Annotated in this window: 15 protein-coding genes; 10 read left to right on the top strand and 5 right to left on the bottom strand. The window is 68.7% G+C overall.

All coding sequences use genetic code 11. From position 1 onward, the window contains the following. Window positions 1–377: 377 nt before the first annotated feature. The 3 genes from C516_RS18790 to C516_RS0106255 form a co-directional block, all read right to left on the bottom strand. A complete protein-coding gene (locus C516_RS18790; protein ID WP_018717508.1) occupies window positions 378–1118 on the bottom strand; it encodes an endonuclease/exonuclease/phosphatase family protein in 741 nt (246 codons plus the stop codon). Between the two features lie 74 nt (window positions 1119–1192). Continuing rightward, the gene (locus tag C516_RS0106260; protein ID WP_018717507.1) at window positions 1193–1819 is read right to left on the bottom strand and encodes a thiol:disulfide interchange protein DsbA/DsbL; all 627 of its coding nucleotides are present in this window, start codon (window positions 1817–1819) and stop codon (window positions 1193–1195) included. 162 nt (window positions 1820–1981) lie between these two features. Continuing rightward, entirely contained in the window at window positions 1982–2629 is a 648-nt protein-coding gene (locus tag C516_RS0106255; protein ID WP_018717506.1) for a c-type cytochrome, read from the bottom strand. Window positions 2630–2844: 215 nt separating this feature from the next. Between C516_RS0106255 and yihA the strand changes: the two genes are divergently transcribed. After that, window positions 2845–3477: a ribosome biogenesis GTP-binding protein YihA/YsxC gene (gene yihA, locus C516_RS0106250; RefSeq protein ID WP_018717505.1), complete on the top strand. Its 633-nt coding sequence runs from the start codon at window positions 2845–2847 to the stop codon at window positions 3475–3477. Between the two features lie 865 nt (window positions 3478–4342). Here yihA and polA read toward each other — a convergent pair. Further along, entirely contained in the window at window positions 4343–7069 is a 2727-nt protein-coding gene (gene polA, locus C516_RS0106245; RefSeq protein ID WP_018717504.1) for a DNA polymerase I, read from the bottom strand. A 210-nt stretch (window positions 7070–7279) separates the two neighbouring features. Between polA and C516_RS0106240 the strand changes: the two genes are divergently transcribed. The 9 genes from C516_RS0106240 (at window position 7280) to C516_RS0106200 (ending at window position 16801) form a co-directional block, all read left to right on the top strand. After that, window positions 7280–7948, top strand: coding sequence for an LOG family protein (locus tag C516_RS0106240; RefSeq protein WP_051088200.1), 669 nt, complete (start codon window positions 7280–7282; stop codon window positions 7946–7948). 13 nt (window positions 7949–7961) lie between these two features. After that, on the top strand, window positions 7962–8309 hold the full coding sequence (locus C516_RS18785; RefSeq protein WP_018717502.1) for a DUF2782 domain-containing protein: 348 nt from the start codon (window positions 7962–7964) through the stop codon (window positions 8307–8309). 178 nt (window positions 8310–8487) lie between these two features. Then, window positions 8488–9078, top strand: coding sequence for a TRAP transporter small permease subunit (locus C516_RS0106230; protein ID WP_018717501.1), 591 nt, complete (start codon window positions 8488–8490; stop codon window positions 9076–9078). Continuing rightward, window positions 9075–10409: a TRAP transporter large permease gene (locus tag C516_RS0106225; protein WP_018717500.1), complete on the top strand. Its 1335-nt coding sequence runs from the start codon at window positions 9075–9077 to the stop codon at window positions 10407–10409. Before C516_RS0106230 ends, C516_RS0106225 begins: the two co-directional genes overlap by 4 nt. Before the next feature lie 52 nt (window positions 10410–10461). Further along, window positions 10462–11586 (top strand): TRAP transporter substrate-binding protein, encoded by a 1125-nt coding sequence (locus tag C516_RS0106220; protein ID WP_018717499.1) that lies wholly within the window; start codon window positions 10462–10464, stop codon window positions 11584–11586. A 468-nt stretch (window positions 11587–12054) separates the two neighbouring features. Continuing rightward, window positions 12055–13638: an ABC transporter ATP-binding protein gene (locus C516_RS0106215; RefSeq protein WP_018717498.1), complete on the top strand. Its 1584-nt coding sequence runs from the start codon at window positions 12055–12057 to the stop codon at window positions 13636–13638. Continuing rightward, window positions 13625–14707, top strand: a complete 1083-nt coding sequence (locus C516_RS0106210; RefSeq protein ID WP_018717497.1) for an ABC transporter permease — start codon at window positions 13625–13627, stop codon at window positions 14705–14707. Before C516_RS0106215 ends, C516_RS0106210 begins: the two co-directional genes overlap by 14 nt. Next, window positions 14707–15639, top strand: a complete 933-nt coding sequence (locus tag C516_RS0106205) for an ABC transporter permease (protein WP_018717496.1) — start codon at window positions 14707–14709, stop codon at window positions 15637–15639. Before C516_RS0106210 ends, C516_RS0106205 begins: the two co-directional genes overlap by 1 nt. Window positions 15640–15682: 43 nt before the next feature. After that, window positions 15683–16801 carry a BMP family ABC transporter substrate-binding protein gene (locus tag C516_RS0106200; protein ID WP_018717495.1) on the top strand — a complete coding sequence of 373 codons (1119 nt, stop codon included), beginning with the start codon at window positions 15683–15685 and terminating at the stop codon, window positions 16799–16801. 186 nt (window positions 16802–16987) lie between these two features. Here C516_RS0106200 and uvrD read toward each other — a convergent pair whose 3' ends face one another. Further along, window positions 16988–19174 (bottom strand): DNA helicase II, encoded by a 2187-nt coding sequence (uvrD, locus tag C516_RS0106195; RefSeq protein WP_018717494.1) that lies wholly within the window; start codon window positions 19172–19174, stop codon window positions 16988–16990. Between the last annotated feature and the right edge of the window lie 18 nt (window positions 19175–19192).

Below are 19192 nucleotides of genomic sequence, written 5' to 3'. Positions count from 1 at the left end.
GGAGATTCGGCGAGCCGCCGCGTCATTGTCACAGTCGGGTAGTTCACTGTCCGTACGGCCGGCGCGGCCCGGGAAATGCCCCACCCTGCGCCGCGCGCTGTCAAGCCCGCTATTTTGCATCGCCTCGCCGGGTGTGTCGATGAACACCCGCCCGTCTTACGGAGGGACCACCCGGAGGGCCGCGAGGTTCCCTCTGGTCGGCAAAGACGGAGATTTTCAACCGAGAGGCACAATACCTATGCCTTCAACCCCGGTTTTCAGTCCGGGTGGGGACGATTATGATGCATCCCATCGTAACGGCGCGGCCGTTACATCTGTCTCTCCTCCTCTTGGCCGACCTTCTACAGGTCGGCTTTTTTTTGCCCGTCTCCCGCGACTCAGCCCACCAGCACGATCTCCGGCGGCAGCACCACTTCCATGGTGATGGGGAGGTGGTCTGACAGCGGATAGTCCAGCACCTCCGCCGAACGGACCTTCAACGAGGAGGACACGAGGATGTGGTCGATATTGCGCCGCGGGCGCCAGCTCGGGTAGGTGGGCAGGTCGTGAAGCGGCTCGCGCAGGTCCGTGTGCCCGCATAGCAACTGCAGCTCCGGGCTGTCCGACAGGCAGTTGAGATCGCCCATGACGATGGTGTGCCGGTTGCGGTTGACCAGCTCGGCGATGTAGGCGAGCTGACGCAGCCGCGCACGCCGACCCAGGGCCAGGTGCAGCAGCACCACGTCCAGGCTTTCTCCCGGACCGCCGAAGCGCAGGATCAGCGCCCCCCGGCCCGGGATCATGCCCGGGAGCTTGTGTGCGCGCACCTCCAGGGGCCGGAAACGCGAGAGCACCCCGTTGCTGTGCCTGGCGATGCGGCCGATGCGGCGGTTGGTCTGGAAATGCCAGTAGGGAAAGCCCGCGGCTTCGGCGAGGAAACCGGTCTGGTTGACGAAACCACTGCGCAGGCTGCCGGCGTCAATCTCCTGGAGGCCGACGATGTCGAAGCCGCGCACGATCTCGCCGATGCGCTCGAGATTCCCGGCGCGGGAATCGTGGGGCAGCACGTGGCGCCACCCGCGGGTGAGGTAGTGATGGTAGAAACGCGTCTCGATGCCGGTCTGGATGTTGTAACTCATCAGCCGCAACACGCTCCCCCCGGCCGTCCCGGCGGGCGGGGGGACGCGTGCTGCAGGCTCTGCGGCATCCACGCTCAATCGCCGGAGCGCTCGCGCTCCACGAGGTAGCTGGCGACGTCGAGCATACCCGCCTGGCCGCCGGCGGCGCGCACGTCGATCACGTACTGCCCGGCCACGGTCAGCGTCGGAGTGCCCTGGATCCGGTACTCTCGGGCCAGGCGCTCGGCGCGGCGCATCTTCATGGTCACCGCGAAGGAGTCGAACGCGTCCAGCGCCTTGTCCCGGTCCACACCGAGCTCGCCGTAGAAGTCAGCGATGTCCTCCGGGCTGGAGAAGCGCCGGCCGTCCTCGTGGATGGCCTTGAACACGGCGTCGTGGGTCGTGTCGAGCACGCCGAGCACCTGGGCCACGTAAAACGCCTTGGCGAGCAGCTTCCAGGAGTCGCGGCCGAAGCTCACCGGCACGTGCTCCAGCGCGATCCTGTCACCCATGCGCTCCTGCCAGTCGGCGAGCAGCGGATGGAAGTCGTTGCAGTGCGGGCAGCCATAGGAGAAGAACTCGCGGACCTGCACACCGCCCTCGGTCTCGACGGGCTGTGGCTGATCCAGCACCCGGTACTCATTGCCCGCCTGGGGCGCGGCCATCGCGCTGCCGGTGCCCAGCACCAGCGCCGCAAGCATCGTCATCATCCACCGTGCCATCAAGAGCGTCCCCCTTGTTGTCGTCTCACAAGCGCGGTTCATGCAGGAGACCGTGTCATCCGCCGACAGTTCCCGTCCAGCCGCGACGGGAGCCTCGGACGCAAAAGGGGGCGGCCACCGGACCGCCCCCTTTCGTCACGTTCACCGAACGCGGCCTCCGGATCACTCGCCGGAGGCGGACTCACCGTCCGTCTTGCGGTACAGCCCCGAGGCGAACGACGCCACGGCCTTGATCTGGTCGTCACTAAGACGCGAGGCAACGGCGGTCATGATCTCCGCCTTGGGGTAGCCACTGCGCTTGCCGGCACTGTATGCCTGAAGCTGGGTCACCAGGTAGGTCGCCTTCTGACCGCCGATCTTGGGATAGCCCGCGCCCTCCATGCCGGCGCCGGTGGGCCCGTGGCAGCCGCTGCAGGCCGGCACGTTACGCTCCGGCACGCCACCACGCCAGATGTGCTCGCCCTGATCGGCCAGGGACTTGTCGGCGGCGTTGACCTCCATGGAGAGGGAGGAGAAGTACGCCGCGAGATCCTGCATGTCCTGATCGGAGAGGTTCGCCACCTGCCCGGCCATGATGGCGTTCTGCCGCTCGCCGCTCTTGAAGTGCTTGAGCTGGGCGTAGACGTAATCGGCATGCTGACCCGCCAGGTTCGGGAACTGCGGGCTGTTGCTGTTACCGTCCGGACCGTGGCAGGCCGCACAGGCCCCGGCCTTGGACTTGCCCGCCTGGGGATCGCCCTCCGCGTGCGCGAGGCCGCCCGCGAGCAGTAGGAGCGAGGCGAACACGGCTAGCAACCGGCTGTTGATCATGATGCAGCTTTCTCCTATACCGGCTGGACTCGTCCGGGGGTGCGGGTAGTCGACCGGTTCACCTGCACGATATGGCGCTCCGGGCCCCCGGGAAAAGGCACGGGACGTTATACCAGCCGCCCCCCGAGGGGTCAATTTGGCGCCGTGGCGCCCGTGCTGCGCATCTGCGACAATCCCGCCCCGTCACGCCGTCGCCGGCAACCGTGGAACCTGGCATGAATCCGCTCTACCGCAAGGCCCGCTTCCTGCTGAGCGCGCCGGACGTCACGCACCTGCCACCGGACTCCGGGGCCGAGGTCGCCTTCGCCGGACGCTCCAACGCCGGCAAGTCCAGCGCCATCAACACCCTCACCGGGCAGAAGTCACTGGCACGCACCAGCAAGACGCCGGGGCGGACCCAGGCGATCAATGTCTTCCCGCTGAACGACGAGGGCACACTGCGGCTCATAGACCTCCCCGGCTACGGCTACGCCAAGGTTCCCCAGCGCGTGCGCGTGCACTGGCAGGAGGCACTGCCGCGCTACTTTGCCGAGCGCGTGAGCCTGCGCGGGCTGGTGGTGATCATGGATGTGCGCCACCCGCTGACCGACTACGACCGGCAGATGCTCGAGTGGTGCATCCAGGCGGGACTGCCGGCGCACGTGCTGCTCACCAAGGCGGACAAGCTCAAGCGCGGCCCGGCGATGAACACCCTGCAACGGGTGCGCGCCGCGCTCGACCGCGACTACCCCGAGACCAGCGCACAGCTGTTCTCGGCGGCGAAGGCCACCGGCGTGGACGAGCTGCACGCCCGACTGGACGAATGGCTCACGGACGCCGGTGACGCGGAAGTGCCGGAACCCGGATAAAGGGGTCACCGCACTTTGCCGGGAAGAGCTCGCCGGTGGTGAGCGGGAAGCAGGCACTGTCGCCGGCCTCCATCGACCACAGGCCTGTTCATGGCCGCGATGACACCGGCATCCGGCACGTTCCGCATGGCCGCAGGTGGTGCCCGACATCCGTGCGGGACGTTGCACGCCTGCGGCGCACAACCTACGCGGGGGCCTACCGACGGGCACCCGGCGCCCCCTGCCCGTGCATGCCGGGCGACACCGCCGTGGCTGTCGGTTGCCGGGAACGACCGACGTACCCGGGATCGCGGCGGTTCGGCCCCTCCCTTGGGTCGGCTGCTCCCGGCAGCCGACGTCGCGCCGAATCTGCCATCGACCGGTTGCTCGAAGGCAATCGACAATCACGGGTACAAAAATAGCGGTTACAGGGGAACCCGCCGGCCCACGGAAGGGGAGAGCGGTCGAGCGTTCGTGCGGACCGGACGCCACAGGCGCGCGACACCCCCGCCCCAGCGACGGGCCCCGGCATGCGGGGCGACACACCACCGCGACCGTCGGTTGCCGCGCGTAGTCGACCGATCCGGGATCGGGGTTGTCCGGCGACGCCGGCGGCATGGAGGAGCTCCCCGGCCCCGTACATAAATGCCCGAAAATAAAAGACCCCGAGCACCATGGGGGATGGCGGCTCGGGGCAAGCGACCCGGGCTTGGGGGCAGGACCGGGCCGGTAGAGGCTCACGCACCCGTGGGAATGGGTGAGACGTGAGCCGCGCCGGGCACTGGCGCACTTGTAATGACAGCACATCCACGCCGGGGTTCCAGCGCGCCGCGACGGTTTTTCACGCCACTTGTCGGAATCGCGCGACCGCCCGGAGCGGATGCCGTCAGTGCGCCGCCTCCCAGCTCTCGCCCACGCCGACATCCACCTCCAGGGGCACGTTCAGCGCCGCCGCCTGGCGCATCGCCTCGCTGACCCGCTCCGCCACCGCGTCGGTCTTGGCCTCGGGCACCTCGAAGACCAGCTCGTCGTGCACCTGCATGACCATGTACACGTCGTCGTGCTCGCGGCCGAGCCAGTCGTCCACCACGATCATGGCGCGTTTGATGATGTCCGCGGCGGTGCCCTGCATGGGCGCGTTGATGGCGGTGCGCTCGGCGTACTGGCGGCGCTGGCCGTTGCGGCTGTTGATCTCCGGGAGGTAGAGCCGCCGGCCGAAGACGGTCTCGACGTAGCCCTGCTCCCGGGCCTGCTCCCGGGTGCGCTCCATGAACGCGCGCACACCGGGGTAGCGCTCGAAGTAGCGGTCCACGTAGGTCTGGGCGTCGGCGCGCTCGATGCCGAGCTGGCGGGCCAGGCCAAAGGCGGACATCCCGTAGATCAGCCCGAAGTTGATCGCTTTGGCGGCGCGGCGCTGCTCGTCGGTCACCGCCGCGGGCTCGGCACCGAAGACCTCGGCGGCGGTGGCGCGGTGGATGTCCGCGCCCTCGGCGAACGCCCGGGTGAGCCCCTCGTCGCCGGAGAGGTGGGCCATGATGCGCAGCTCCACCTGGGAGTAGTCCGCGGCCATCAGCCGGCAGCCCTCCCGGGGTATGAACGCCCGGCGGATGCGCCGGCCCTCCGGCGTGCGCACCGGGATGTTCTGGAGGTTCGGGTCCGAGGAGGACAGCCGCCCGGTGGCGGCCACCGCCTGGTGGAAGGAGGTGTGCACCCGGCCGGTGCGCGGGTGGATCAGTCGCGGCAGCTTGTCGGTGTAGGTCGACTTGAGCTTGGCCAGGCCCCGGTGCTCGAGGATCAGCCGCGGGAGCTCGTGGCCGCGGGCGGCGAGCTCCTCGAGCACCGACTCCGCGGTGGAGGGCTGGCCCTTGGGGGTCTTCTGCAGCACCGGCAGGCCCTGGCGCTCGAAGAGGATCTCCTGGATCTGCTTCGGCGAGGAGAGGTTGAACTCGCCGTCCGCGGCATCGAAGGCCTGGCCCTCGATGGTGGCCATCTGCTCGGCGAGCTCGCCGCTCTGGCGCGCGAGCAGCTCGCGGTCGACGCGCACGCCGGTGCGCTCCATGCGCGAGAGCACCGGTAGCAACGGCATCTCGATGTCGCGGAACACCGCGGCCGGACCGGGCAGCGCCTCCAGGCGCGGCCACAGGGTCTCGTGCAGGCGCAGGGTGATGTCCGCATCCTCGGCGGCGTAGTCGGTGGCGGTGGCCACCTCGACCTGGTCGAAGGTCAGCTGCTTGGCGCCCTTGCCGGCGACCTCCTCGAACTTGATGGTCCGGTGGCCGAGGTATTTCTGCGCCAGCGAGTCCATGTCGTGGCGGGTCGCCGTGGAGTCGAGGCAATAGGACTCCAGCATGGTGTCGAAGCGCACGCCCCGCAGGGTGATGCCGTAGCGGGCGAGCACGGACATGTCGTACTTGAGGTTCTGGCCCACCTTGGCGTGGCTGTCGTCCTCGAGCAGCGGGCGCAGGCGCTCCAGCACCGTCTCGCGGGCGAGCTGGCCGTCGGCGTCGTCCGTGCTGTGGGCCACCGGCACGTAGGCGGCCCCCCCCGGGGTAACGGCGAAGGACAGGCCGACGATGGCGGCATCCATGTAGGCGAGGCTGTCGGTCTCCAGGTCGAAGGCGAAGCACTCCGCCGCCTCCAGCCGCCGCAGCCACGCGTCAAGCGCGGGCTCGTCGCGCACGCACTGGTAATCGGCCTTGTCCGCGCCGCGCGCATCCCCGTCCTCCGCCTCCGGGGCGTCGGCGAGCAGCTCGTCGAGCCAGCGGCCGAACTCGTAGCGGCGGTACAGCTCGGCAAGCCGGGCGGTGTCCGGCTCGCCGCGGCCGATGGTCTCCGGGCGGACATCCAGCGTCAGGTCACAGCGGATGGTCGCGAGATCCCGTGAGAGGAACGCCTGCTCACGGTTGGCCTCCAGCTTGGCGCCGAGGCCCTTGGCCCCGCGGACCTTCACCTCGGCGACCTCGTCGAGGCGGGCGTAAAGGGCGTCCAGGTCGCCGAAGTGGGCGAGCAGGGCCACCGCGGTCTTCGGGCCCACGCCGGGGACACCGGGGATGTTGTCCGAGGTATCGCCGACCAGGGCGAGGTAGTCGATGATCTGCCCGGGGGTGACGCCGAACTTCTCCTCCACGCCGGCGACGTCCAGCACCGTGCCGGACATGGTGTTGAGCAGGGTCACGTGCTCGCTGACCAGCTGCGCCATGTCCTTGTCGCCGGTGGAGACCAGCAGGCCCCGGCCCGCCGCGTGGGCCTGGGCCGCCAGCGTGCCGATGACGTCGTCCGCCTCCACGCCGGCGATCTCGATGTGCGGCAGCCCCATGGCCTCGACGATCTCCGCGAGGGGCTGGCGCTGGCTGCGCAGGTCGTCGGGCATGGGCGGGCGGTTGGCCTTGTATTCCTCGAAGAGCTCGTCGCGGAAGGTCCGCCCCGGCGCGTCGAAGACCACCCCCACCGGGCTGTCCGGATACTCCGCGAGGAGCTTGCGCAGCATGTTCACCACGCCGTAGATGGCCCCGGTCGGGGTGCCGTCCGCGGTGGAGAGGGGCGGCAGCGCATGGTAGGCGCGGTAGAGGTAGGACGAGCCGTCCACCAGGATGAGGGGAGGGTGGTCACTCATGCGCGTTCCCGTTCGGCGGTCGTATCATGGAGGCCATATGGTACAAGAGCGCACCCGGGGTTACAGTGAAGGCGCGGCGCCGGCCGGCGCCGCTGCCGGCCGCCGATGGCCGGACACCCATGGGCCCGGATGCGGGGAGAGGCGATCTTGACGCACAAGCGATGGGAATCCCTCGAGCAGCGTGAACGCTCCCAGGTCAACGACTCCGTGATGACCCGGGAGTCGTGGAAGATCTTCCAGATCATGGCGGAGTTCGTGGAGGGCTTCGAGCGGCTGGCCCGCATCAAGCCGTCGGTGAGCATGTTCGGCTCGGCGCGCACCCCGCCGGACAACCCGCGTTACCGCCTCGCCGAGGACATCGCCCGCGCCCTCTCGGACGCCGGCTTCTCGGTGGTCAGCGGCGGCGGCCCCGGGATCATGGAGGCCGCCAACAAGGGGGCGTTCGCCGGCAAGTCACCGAGCATCGGCCTCAACATCCAGCTGCCGCAGGAGCAGGTAGGCAACCCCTACCAGGACATCGCGCTGAACTTCCGCCACTTCTTCTCGCGGAAGGTGATGTTCGTCAAGTACGCCTCTGCGTACGTGGTCCTGCCCGGCGGCTTTGGCACCCTGGACGAGCTCGCCGAGATCCTCACGCTGGTGCAGACCGGCAAGACCCGGCGGATCCCGATCATCCTGGTCTGTGCCGATTACTGGCGCGGCCTGGTGGACTGGTTCCGGGACAGCCTGATCGCCGAGGGCACCATCAACCCGGACGACATGGATCTGTTCCAGATCATCGACGAGCCGCAGGCCGTGGTGGACGCCATCTTCGACCACTACGAGAATCGCGGCTTCGAGCCGTCCCAGGCGGAGACGGACATCCTCCTCGACCTGTAAACAAGGAGCGCGCATGCGTGCATTCTGGCCCGCCCTGCTGATCGCCGCCGCCGTGTTCGCCGGCGCGGCCCACGCCGCTGACGAGCAGGGCAAATCCAAGCCGAACATCGTCGCCCCGCCGCCGCCGGAGGCGCTGACCAAGGGCGAGGAAATCGAACCGGGCGTGCAGATCATCTCCCGCCCCTGGGCGGAGATCCGCGAGTACAGCGTCAACGGGCGCGTCTACGCGGTGCGTATCGATCCGCGCACGGGCCCCGCCTACTACCTCTACGACAGCAACGGCGACGGCCGCCTCAACGACCGCCCGCCGGAAAACCTGGACGCCCCGGACATCCACCGCTGGGAGCTGCTGCGCTGGTAGACTGCTGCGTTGCAGCTTGACGCCTTGCGGACCGCTCGCTAGCGTTGGCCGCTCGATTGGTCCGACCAGCGCGCGTGCGCCCGCGTGCCGATCCACGACGGGCACGGCTGCTGGCAGCGGGATAACGACAATCGGCGGGGCGTACCCACCCGGTCCACCCGCCAGCAAGGGAGCCTGAATGCGGTTTCTGCTCAGAATCGCCGGGGGGATCGACTGCCTCAACCGCTGGATAGGCCGTGCGGTCTACTGGCTCGCCCTGGCGATGATCCTCATCGGCGTATACAACGCCTCGGTACGCTACCTCGGTTCTTACATCGGCGAGAACCTCGCCTCGAACGCCTACCTCGAGGCGCAGTGGTACCTGTTCGGGATCGTCTTCCTCCTCGGCGCCGGGCACACGCTCTCCAGCGACGGCCACGTCCGCGTGGACGTCCTCTACGGCCGGCTCTCCGAGCGCGGCAAGGCATGGGTGGACTTCCTCGGCAGCGTGCTCTTCCTGATCCCCTTCTGCATGCTCGTGATCTGGCTGTCCACCAAGTGGGCGGCACTGTCCTGGCAGACCTGGGAGAGCTCGGGCAACCCCGGCGGACTGGCCCGCTACCCGATCAAGACGGTGGTACCCGTGGCCTTCGTGCTCCTCCTCCTCCAGGGGTTCTCGCAGGCGGTCAAGTCGGGGGCAGTGCTCACCGGCCACCGCAAACGGCTGTTCGACGACAGCGAAGCGGCCGAGGGTGAGGACGAGGCGACCCACGGGACGGACGTGCCATGATCATTGAGTATTACGCCGGGTTCCTGTTCCTCGTCGCGCTGGTGTTCATCTTCTCCGGCTACCCGGTGGCCTTCGCGCTGGCCGGCGCGGCCATGGCCTTCGTCCCCGTCGGTTTCTGGGCCGACGCCTTCGGACCCAACCTGCTCACCGCCCTGCCCCAGGGGATCTTCTCCATCATGGAGAACTACACCCTGCTGGCGGTGCCGTACTTCATCTTCATGGGCACCATGCTGGAGCGCTCCGGCCTGGCCGAGGACCTGCTCAAGACCATGGGTCAGCTTTTCGGCCCGGTTCGCGGCGGACTCGCACTGTCGGTGATCGTCGTAGGCACGCTGCTCGCCGCGGCCACCGGCGTGGTCGGCGCGACGGTAGTCGCCATGGGCCTGATCTCGCTGCCGGTGATGCTGCGCTACGGCTACTCGCGCAGCCTCTCCACCGGCGTGATCGCCGCGTCGGGCACACTCGGGCAGGTGATCCCGCCGAGCATCGTGCTGATCGTGCTCGCCGACCAGATCGGCGTGTCCGTGGGCGACATGTTCCGCGGCTCGCTGCTGCCCGGCGTGGCACTGGCGTGCATGTACGCGATCTACGCCGGCGCGGTCGCCACCCTGCGGCCGGCGGCGGCGCCGGCGCTGCCGCCGGAGGACCGCCCCGACAATATCCCCGCGCTGCTGCTGCGGGTCGGGTTCGTGATGATCCCGCCGCTGGTGCTGATCGTGGTGGTGCTCGGGACCATCTTCGCGGGCATCGCCACGCCCACCGAGGCGGGCGCGTTCGGTGCGGTCGGCGCGATGGTGCTGGCCGCGCTCAACCGCCGCCTGACCCTGACCGCGCTCAACGGCACCATGCAGTCCACGGCCAAGCTCACCTCCATGGTGATCTTCATCCTGGTGGGCTCGCGGGCGTTCAGCCTGGTGTTCCGGGGCTTCTACGGCGACATGTGGATCGAGGACCTGCTCACCAACCTGCCCGGCGGCGAGATCGGCTTCCTGATCATCGCCAACCTGGTGGTCTTCGGCCTGGGCTTCTTCATCGACTTCTTCGAGATCGCTTTCATCGTGCTGCCGCTGCTGGTGCCGGCAGCCGCCCGGCTGGACATCAATCTGGTCTGGTTCGGCGTGATCATCGCCATGAACCTGCAGACCTCGTTCCTCACGCCGCCGTTCGGGTTCTCGCTGTTCTACCTGCGCGGCGTCACCCCGGCGAACGTGCGCACCACCGAGATCTACCGCGGCGTGGTGCCGTTTATCGCGATACAGATCATCGCCCTGACGCTGGTCATCGTGTTCCCGTCACTGGTGACGTGGCTGGTGCCGTACTCAGGCTACTGACGCGGCCATCCGAGGGGGGTGGCCGCACAACAACCCGACGAGGAGAGCTCTCATGAAACGTCGTGACTTCGTCAAGTCCGCCGGTGCCGGCGCGGTGGCCGGCGCCGCCGCCGTCGGCGCCCCGTACGTCCACGCCCAGGGCCCGCGCATCCGCTGGCGCATGGCCACGAGCTGGCCGACCAGCCTCGAGACCCTCTACGGCGGCGCCGAGGACTTCTGCAAGCGCCTGTCCATGCTCACCGAGGGCCGCTTCGACGTACGCACCTACGCCGCGGGCGAGCTCGTCGGCGGCCTCCAGGTCCTCGACGCCTGCCAGTCCGGCACCGCGGAGATGGGCCACACGGCGTCCTACTACTACGTAGGCAAGGAGCCGACCCTGGCGCTGGACACCGCCATTCCCTTCGGCATGACCACCCGCATGCAGAACGCGTGGATGTACTACGGCGGCGGCAGCGAGCTGCTGAACAACGAGGTCTTCTCGAACTTCAACATCAAGGCCTTCCCCGGCGGCAACACCACCACGCAGATGGGCGGCTGGTTCCGCAAGCGTGTCGACGGCCTGGCCGACCTCAAGGGCCTGAAGATGCGCATCCCCGGCTTCGGCGGCAAGATCATGTCCAGCCTCGGGGTCAACGTGCAGACCCTCGCGGCCGCGGAGATCTATCCGGCGCTGGAGCGCGGCGTGATCGACGCCACCGAGTTCGTCGGCCCCTACGACGACGAGCGTCTGGGCTTCTGGCAGGTCGCCAAGAACTACTACTATCCGTCCTGGTGGGAGCCGAGCGCCATGTTCTCGATCTACGTGAACAAGGACGCCTACGACAAGCTCCCGGACTCCTACAAGGAGGCGATCCGGATCGCGGCGGCCGACTCCAACGTGCGCATGGTCGCCCACTACGACTATCTCAACCCCATCGCGCTCAACAAGCTCGTCGAGCGGGGCGTGAAGCTGCGCAAGTTCAGCGACGAGATCATGGCGGCGGCGCAGAAGAACGCCTTCGAGATGTACGAGGGCATGGCCGCGGAGAACAAGACCTGGGCCAAGGTCTACAAGCACTGGAAGGACTTCCGCGACAGCCAGTACGCCTGGCACGGCACCAACGAGCTCGCCTACACGGACTTCGCACTGCGCCGTGTCGACACCTCCAAGCTCGGCCTGGAGACCGACGACTCCTGAGCCACGCCCCCGGCGGGGCCCCTTGCGGGCCCCGCCGCCTGCCTTCCCGCCCCTCACTCCGGCACCCCCTCCCATTGATGGTTGACTTTGGCTGCACACGCGGCCAGTTTTATGTGTAACCAATCACGGCGACTAATTGTCGACCAGATTGAAAGAATAATAGAGACAACCTGTCACCCAGAGAGACAACAATTGTGCGCCGCACCCGCGGCCACCGGAGGAGAGCCATGAACGCCCGCGTACCCCGCAACGGGATTACCACTCCCTGTTCGCCATGTTCCGAACCATTCCCGGACCACAACTGGGGACAACATGGCATGCATCATGCTTACTTTTACGGGCAGACCTCGTAGACAACTGGACGAACGCACTGAAACGGGCACACTAACGGATGGCTGCACCAGCCGTGGGCACCCGTATCACCAGTGCGGGGCATAACGGGGCACGAAACGGGGAGCACACTCGATCATGAATGCAACGGCGCATGACGCCGCGGACCGGCCCGTGATACCGCGTCTGGAGCTGGAGGGCGTGACCAAGCGCTTCCCGGGCGTGGTGGCCAACGAGGACGTCGACCTCCGGGTGATGCCCGGGGAGATCCACGCACTGCTGGGCGAGAACGGCGCCGGCAAGAGCACGCTGGTGAAGTGCATGTACGGCGTTCACCAGCCCGACGAAGGCCGCATCCACTGGGAGGGCGACCCGGTTACCATCGCCACCCCGGCGCAGGCGCGCCACCTGGGCATCGGCATGGTCTTCCAGCACTTCTCGCTGTTCGAGACCCTGACCATCGCCGAGAACATCGCCCTGGGCCTCGAGGACGTGAACGATGATCCGCGCAACCTCGACGACCGCATCGTAGAGGTCTCCGAGCTGTATGGCCTGCCGCTGGACCCGCGACGCACCGTGCTCAAGCTCTCCGTGGGCGAGCGCCAGCGCGTGGAGATCGTGCGCTGCCTGCTCCAGCACCCCGGACTGCTGATCATGGACGAGCCCACCTCGGTGCTCACGCCGACCGAGATCGAGCGGCTGTTCACGACCCTGCGCCAGCTCCGTGACGAGGGCATCAGCATCCTCTACATCAGTCACAAGCTCGCCGAGATCCAGCAGCTCTGCGAGTCGGCGACGGTACTCCGCCACGGGCGCGTCTCCGCCCACTGCGACCCCCGCGAGGAGACGCCGCACTCACTCGCGGAGATGATGATCGGCAGCGAAATCCCCCGCGCCGAGCGTCCGGCGAGTACCCCCACACCGGCGCCGGTGCTCCGCCTCGACGGGCTCTCACGACCCACCGACGACCCCTTCGGCGTGAGCCTGGTGGACATGAACCTGGACGTGCACGGCGGCGAGGTCATGGGTATCGCCGGGGTGTCCGGCAACGGCCAGGCGGAGCTGATGCGGCTGCTCTCCGGCGAGGACACCAGCGGGGATCCCACCCGCATCCGCCTCGGCGACGAGGCCGTGGGCGGCCTCGACCCCGCCGAGCGCCGCCGCCGCGGTATCGCCTTCGTGCCGGAGGAACGTCTCGGCCGAGGCTCCGTGCCGGACATGGACCTGGTGGAGAACACCCTGCTCACCGGCGCCTACCAGGGTCTTGTGGGACGAGGCTTCATCCGTTTCGCCCGTGCCCGGCAGCTGGCCGAACGCATCCGCGAGCGCTTCGACGTGCGCACGCCGAGCGTGGATGCCCAGGCGCGCAGCCTCTCCGGCGGCAACCTGCAGAAGTTCATCGTCGGCCGCGAGATCGAGCAGCACCCGCGGGTACTGATCGCGGGCCAGCCCACCTGGGGCGTGGACGTGGGCGCCGCCGCGGCCATCCACCAGGCGCTGGTGGACCTGCGCGCGCAGGGCTGCGCCCTGCTGGTCTTCTCCGAGGACCTGGACGAGCTCTTCGAGATCAGCGACCGGGTGGCGGTGATCTTCAACGGCCACCTGTCGCCGGCGAAACCGGTGGCGGAGACGTCCTACGAGGAGGTCGGCCGCTGGATGGGCGGACTGTTCCCGGGCGCGGACGGCGGCTCGACGCGGGAGGGCGCGCATGATGTCGCTTAAGTTCGAGAAACGCCCCGAGCCCTCCCGGGCCATGCTCTACGCGGCGCCGCTGATCGCCGGCGCGCTGACCCTCGCCTTCGGGCTGGTGATCTTCGCCGCCCTCGGCAAGGCCCCGCTCAACGCCTTCTACGTGTTCTTCATCCAGCCCGTGAACAGCCTCTACGGGCTCGGTGAGCTCACCATCAAGGCCGCACCGCTGATCCTGATCGCCGCGGGCCTGACCGTGGGCTTCCGCGCCGGTGTGTGGAATATCGGCGCCGAGGGCCAGCTGGTGCTCGGCGGCATCTGCGGCGGTACCGTGGCGCTGGTCTTCCACGGCGTCGACGCCTGGTGGGTGCTGCCGCTGATGCTCCTCGCCGGCACCCTCGGCGGCATGGCCTGGGCGGCGATCCCCGCGCTGCTGCGCACGCGCTTCAACACCAGCGAGATCCTGGTCAGCCTGATGCTGGTCTACGTCGCCGAGCTGCTGCTGGTCTACCTGGTCAACGGGCCGCTTCAGAACCCGGAGGGCTTCGGCTTCCCCGAGTCCCGGCTGTTCAGCGAGTCCGCCACCTGGTCGCCACTGATCGAGGGCATCCGCATGAACCCCTCGTTCCTGATCGCCCTGGGTGCGCTTGTGGGCCTGTACTTCCTGCTCTCGCGGCTGTATCTGGGCTTCCAGATCCGCACCGCCGGGCTGGCGCCGGACGCCGCCCACTACGCCGGCATCAACGCCTCGCGCATGACCTGGCTGAGCCTGCTCATCGGTGGCGGCGCCGCCGGGCTCGCCGGCGTCAACGAGGTCGCCGGCCCTATCGGCCAGCTGCTGCCGGACATCTCGCCGGAGTACGGCTTCGCCGCCATCATCGTCGCCTACCTCGGGCGGCTGCACCCGGTGGGCATCCTGTTCGCCGGGCTGCTCATGGCACTGATCTACCTCGGCGGCGAGAGTGCGCAGATCGCACTGCAGGTGCCGGATTCCGTTACCGGTGTGTTCCAGGGGATGCTGCTGTTCTTCATCCTCGCCGTGGACTTTTTCGTGAATTTCCGCCTACGCATGGCCCGGCGCAGTCAGGAGGGGACGAACTGATGGAGATCGCGGGCTTCAACATCGTCACCTGGCTTGCGGCGACGCTGGTCATGGGCACGCCGCTGGTGCTCGCCGGCCTCGGCGAGTTCCTCGCCGAGAAGACCGGGGTGCTCAACCTCGGCACCGAGGGCATGATGCTGGTGGGGGCGGTGAGCGGCTTCATCGCCTTCGTCGAGACCGACAGCCAGATTGCCGGCTTCGCCGTGTCCATGCTCGCCGGGGCGGCGATGGCATCGCTGTTCGCGCTGCTCACCCAGACCTTCCGCGCCAACCAGGTCGCCTCCGGACTCGCGCTGACCATCTTCGGCGTCGGCCTGTCGGCGTTCATGGGCCGGCCCTACGAGGGCGAAGGCATCCAGGGCCTGGCCAAGCTGCACATCCCGCTGCTCTCCGACATCCCGGTGCTCGGGCCGATCCTCTTTCAGCAGGACCCGATGGTCTACCTCAGCATCGCGATCGGCGCGGCGGTGATCTATTTCACCTACCATACCCGGGCAGGGCTGGTGATGCGCGCGGTGGGCGAGTCACCGGAATCGGCACACGCGATGGGCTACCGGGTGATCGGCATCCGCTACCTGGCGGTGCTCTCCGGCGGTGCCCTGGCCGGGCTCGGCGGGGCGTACATGTCGCTGGTCGAGCCCCACCTCTGGGTGGAGGGGCTGGTCGCCGGGCGCGGCTGGATCGCGGTGGCGCTGGTGGTCTTCGCCTCCTGGCGCCCGGGGCGCGTGATGGCGGGGGCCTACCTGTTCGGCGGCATCACGCGGCTGGGCTTCGAGCTGCAGGGGCTGGGCGTGCCCATCCCCTCGCAGGCGCTCTCCAGCCTGCCCTATATCGCGACCATCGTGGTACTGGTCATACTCTCGCGGGACCGGACGAAGCTGCGGCTCAACCGCCCGGCCTCGCTCACCAAACCGTTCTTCGCCACCGGCTGACGGCGGTGCCGCGGCCGACGACGCATCATCAGGAGGGCAATCCATGCGACACGGCAGACTCAAACGGGCGCTGCTCGCGCTCACCACCGGGCTGACCGCGGCGGCATTCTCCACAGCCACGCTGGCCGCCTCGGACGGCATCGACCTGAAACCCAAGGACCACATCAAGGTGGGCTTCGTCTACGTCAGCCCCATCGGTGACGCGGGCTGGTCGTACCAGCACGACCAGGGCCGCAAGGCCATGGAGGAGCGGCTGGGCGACAAGGTCACCACCCAGTTCGTGGAGAACGTGCCCGAGGGCGCGGACGCCGAGCGCGTGATCCGCCAGCTCGCCTCCGGCGGCGCGGACCTCATCTTCACCACCTCGTTCGGCTACATGAACCCGACGATCAAGGTCGCCAAGCGGTTCCCGAACACGGTCTTCGAGCACGCCACCGGCTACAAGCGGGCCAAGAACGTCGGCACCTACATGCCCCGGCTCTACGAGGGCCGCTACCTCGCGGGCATGATCGCCGGCGAGATGACCGAGACGAACAAACTCGGCTTCGTCGCCGCCTTCCCGATCCCGGAGGTCGTCCGCGCGATCAACGCCTTCACCCGCGGCGCCCGTTCGGTGAACCCGGACGCGACGGTCAACGTCATCTGGATCAACGCCTGGTACGACCCGGCCAAGGCCCGCCAGGCGGCGGAGACCCTGATGGATCAGGGCGCGGACGTGGTGACCCACCACACCGACTCCCATGCGGTGGTGCAGGCCGCCGCGGAGCGGGACAAGTACGCCATCGCCTACCACTCGGACATGTCCAAGTACGGCGGCGACAGCCAGCTCACCGCGGTGGTCCACCAGTGGGGCGATTTCTACACCAAGCGCGCCCGCGAGGTGCTCAACGGCACCTGGACCTCCCGCGACGTCTGGGGCGGCATCGCCTCGGGCATGGTCGACCTCGCCGAGCTCAGCAGCGACGTCCCGGATGACGTACGCCAGGAGGTGATGAAGGCCCGGGAGGCGATCGTCAACGGCGAGCTCCAGCCCTTCGGCGGCCCGGTGGTCGCGAAGGACGGCAGCGTCAAGGCGAAGGAGGGCGAAACCCTCTCCGACGAGGCACTGCTGAAGATGGACTACTACGTCGAGGGCGTCGCCTCCAAGCTGCCCAAGAAGTAGCCCCCACGGGGACGGGGTCTACCCCCGTCCCCGCTGTCCCTTCCGTACCCGCCGTGCCCCCGCATCCGGCGACCGGGCACGGCACCGCCTTGAGAAGGTCAGGCCCAGGCTCCAGGCAATCCCTCATCGGAAATCCGGTCGGGACAAGGGCAGTAGCCCACCGCCGGGAAAAGCCGCCCGCCGCGCTCAGCAGGCCTGGAGGTTGGCGAAGGAGGCCACCAGCCACTTGGTGCCGGCGGTGTCGAAGTGCACCTGCACCCGCGCGCCGGGGCCGCTGCCCTCGTAGCTGAGCACGGTGCCCTCGCCGAACTTGCGGTGACTCACGCGCTGGCCGAGGTCGAACCCCCCATCCGCGTCGTCGTCGGCCGAGGCGGCAACCGGGCGCTGCACGGCACCGGGGCCGGTCACGGAGAAACGCGCGCGGACCATCTCGGTGAGTTCCGGGGGCAGCTCGCCGACGAAACGCGACGGCAGGGTGTACTCGTCGCGCCCGTGCAGGCGGCGGCGTTCGGCGTGGCTGAGGAACAGCCGCTCGCGGGCGCGGGTCACGCCCACGTAGGCGAGGCGCCGTTCCTCCTCCAGCCGCCCGGGCTCGTCCATGGACATGCGGTGGGGGAACAGCCCCTCCTCCATGCCGGCGAGGAAGACCACCCGGAACTCCAGGCCCTTGGCGGAGTGCAGGGTCATGAGCTGGACGCAGGCCTCGCCGTCGTCGCCCTGCCCCTCGCCGGCCTCGAGGGCGGCGTGGGCCAGGAACGCGGTGATCGGCGGCATGTCCTCGGCGATCTCGCCCTCCTGCTCGAAGGTGCGCGCCGCGCTGATCAGCTCGTCCAGGTTCTCCAGCCGGTCCCGGGCGCGCTCGGAGCCCTCCTTCTCCAGCGCGCCGCGCAGGCCGCTGACCTCGAGCACCGTCTCCACCTGGTCCGGCAGGGACTGCCCGGCGGTGCGCGCAGCGAGATCGTCCACCAGCTCGATGAACGAGGACACGGACCGTGCCGCGCGGGCCGACAGCCCACCGGGCCCGGTGACCCCGCGGGCCGCCTCCCACAGGCTGATCCCCTGGGTGCGTGCGGCCGTGCGGATGGCCTCGACGGTGCGCGCGCCGATGCCCCGCGCCGGGGTGTTGATCACCCGCTCCAGCGAGGCGTCGTCGTGGCGGTTGTCCACCAGCCGCAGGTAGGCCAGCGCATCCTTGATCTCGGCGCGCTCGAAGAACCGCAGCCCGCCATAGACGCGGTAGGTCACGCGGTTGCCGATCAGCGCCTCCTCGAAGGTGCGGGACTGGGCGTTGGAGCGGTAGAGGATGGCGAAGTCGCTGCGTGAGTAGCCCTCTTCCTCGGTCATAGCGCGGATGCGCTCGACCACGAAGCGCGCCTCGTCCTGCTCGTTGAACGCGGCATACACGCTGATCGGATGGCCCTGGCCGCCGTCCGTCCACAGCGACTTGCCCAGGCGGTCGCTGTTGTGGGCGATGAGGTGGTTGGCGGCGTCCAGGATCGTGCGCGTGGAGCGGTAGTTCTGCTCCAGGCGCAGCACCTGCGTGTCCGGGTAGTCGCGCTGGTAGCGCTGCAGGTTCTCCACCCGCGCGCCGCGCCAGCCGTAGATGGACTGGTCGTCGTCGCCGACGACGAACACGTCCGCGTCCTCGGCGGCGATCAGGCGCAGCCAGTCGTACTGGATGCCGTTGGTGTCCTGGAACTCATCGATGAGCACATGGCGGAAGCGGCGCCGGTAGTGATCGAGCAGCTCCGGGTGGGCACGCCACATCTCGCAGCAGCGCAGCAGCAGCTCCGGAAAGTCCACCACGCCGGCGGACCGGCAGGCCGAGTCGTAGGCGCCATAAAGCTCGACCAGGGTCGCGGTGTAGGCGTCGTCGGTGTCGAGCTCACCGGCACGCCGGCCCTCGTCCTTGCGGGCGTTGATGTAGCCCTGGACCTGGCGCACCGGATAGCGCTTGTCGTCGACGCCGGCGTCGCGCATCACGCGCTTGACCAGCCGGCGCTGGTCCTCGCTGTCGAGGATCTGGAAGCCCTTGGGCAGGCCGGCCTCCTCGGCGTGCAGCCGCAGCAGCCGGTGAGCGATGCCATGGAAGGTGCCTACCCACATGCCACCGCCGCTGATGCCGAGCAGCGACTCGATGCGCCCGCGCATCTCCGCGGCCGCCTTGTTGGTGAAGGTCACCGCCAGGATGGACCAGGGCGAAGCCCCGTGGACCCGCACCAGCCACGCCGCGCGGTGGGTGAGCACGCGGGTCTTGCCGCTGCCGGCGCCGGCGAGCACCAGGGCGTGGCCGAGGGGGGCACCCACCGCCTCGCGCTGGGCGTCGTTGAGGGGGGCGAGCAGATCCGAGATGTCGTCGTCGAGGGCGTCCATGCCCGCGGATTGTATCAG

The sequence above is a fragment of the Arhodomonas aquaeolei DSM 8974 genome (genome assembly GCF_000374645.1).
GTDB lineage: Bacteria > Pseudomonadota > Gammaproteobacteria > Nitrococcales > Nitrococcaceae > Arhodomonas > Arhodomonas aquaeolei.
Note: the sequence above shows the minus strand (reverse complement) of the source record. Positions and strands in the feature narration are given on the sequence as shown.

Bases quoted from the DNA above. Each gene is read 5' to 3' on its own strand.
- C516_RS18790 (WP_018717508.1), bottom strand. From the start codon at position 1,118: ATGAGTTACAACATCCAGACCGGCATCGAGACGCGTTTCTACCATCAC.
- C516_RS0106260 (WP_018717507.1), bottom strand. From the start codon at position 1,819: ATGGCACGGTGGATGATGACGATGCTTGCGGCGCTGGTGCTGGGCACC.
- C516_RS0106255 (WP_018717506.1), bottom strand. From the start codon at position 2,629: ATGATCAACAGCCGGTTGCTAGCCGTGTTCGCCTCGCTCCTACTGCTC.
- yihA (WP_018717505.1), top strand. From the start codon at position 2,845: ATGAATCCGCTCTACCGCAAGGCCCGCTTCCTGCTGAGCGCGCCGGAC.
- polA (WP_018717504.1), bottom strand. From the start codon at position 7,069: ATGAGTGACCACCCTCCCCTCATCCTGGTGGACGGCTCGTCCTACCTC.
- C516_RS0106240 (WP_051088200.1), top strand. From the start codon at position 7,280: ATGACCCGGGAGTCGTGGAAGATCTTCCAGATCATGGCGGAGTTCGTG.
- C516_RS18785 (WP_018717502.1), top strand. From the start codon at position 7,962: ATGCGTGCATTCTGGCCCGCCCTGCTGATCGCCGCCGCCGTGTTCGCC.
- C516_RS0106230 (WP_018717501.1), top strand. From the start codon at position 8,488: ATGCGGTTTCTGCTCAGAATCGCCGGGGGGATCGACTGCCTCAACCGC.
- C516_RS0106225 (WP_018717500.1), top strand. From the start codon at position 9,075: ATGATCATTGAGTATTACGCCGGGTTCCTGTTCCTCGTCGCGCTGGTG.
- C516_RS0106220 (WP_018717499.1), top strand. From the start codon at position 10,462: ATGAAACGTCGTGACTTCGTCAAGTCCGCCGGTGCCGGCGCGGTGGCC.
- C516_RS0106215 (WP_018717498.1), top strand. From the start codon at position 12,055: ATGAATGCAACGGCGCATGACGCCGCGGACCGGCCCGTGATACCGCGT.
- C516_RS0106210 (WP_018717497.1), top strand. From the start codon at position 13,625: ATGATGTCGCTTAAGTTCGAGAAACGCCCCGAGCCCTCCCGGGCCATG.
- C516_RS0106205 (WP_018717496.1), top strand. From the start codon at position 14,707: ATGGAGATCGCGGGCTTCAACATCGTCACCTGGCTTGCGGCGACGCTG.
- C516_RS0106200 (WP_018717495.1), top strand. From the start codon at position 15,683: ATGCGACACGGCAGACTCAAACGGGCGCTGCTCGCGCTCACCACCGGG.
- uvrD (WP_018717494.1), bottom strand. From the start codon at position 19,174: ATGGACGCCCTCGACGACGACATCTCGGATCTGCTCGCCCCCCTCAAC.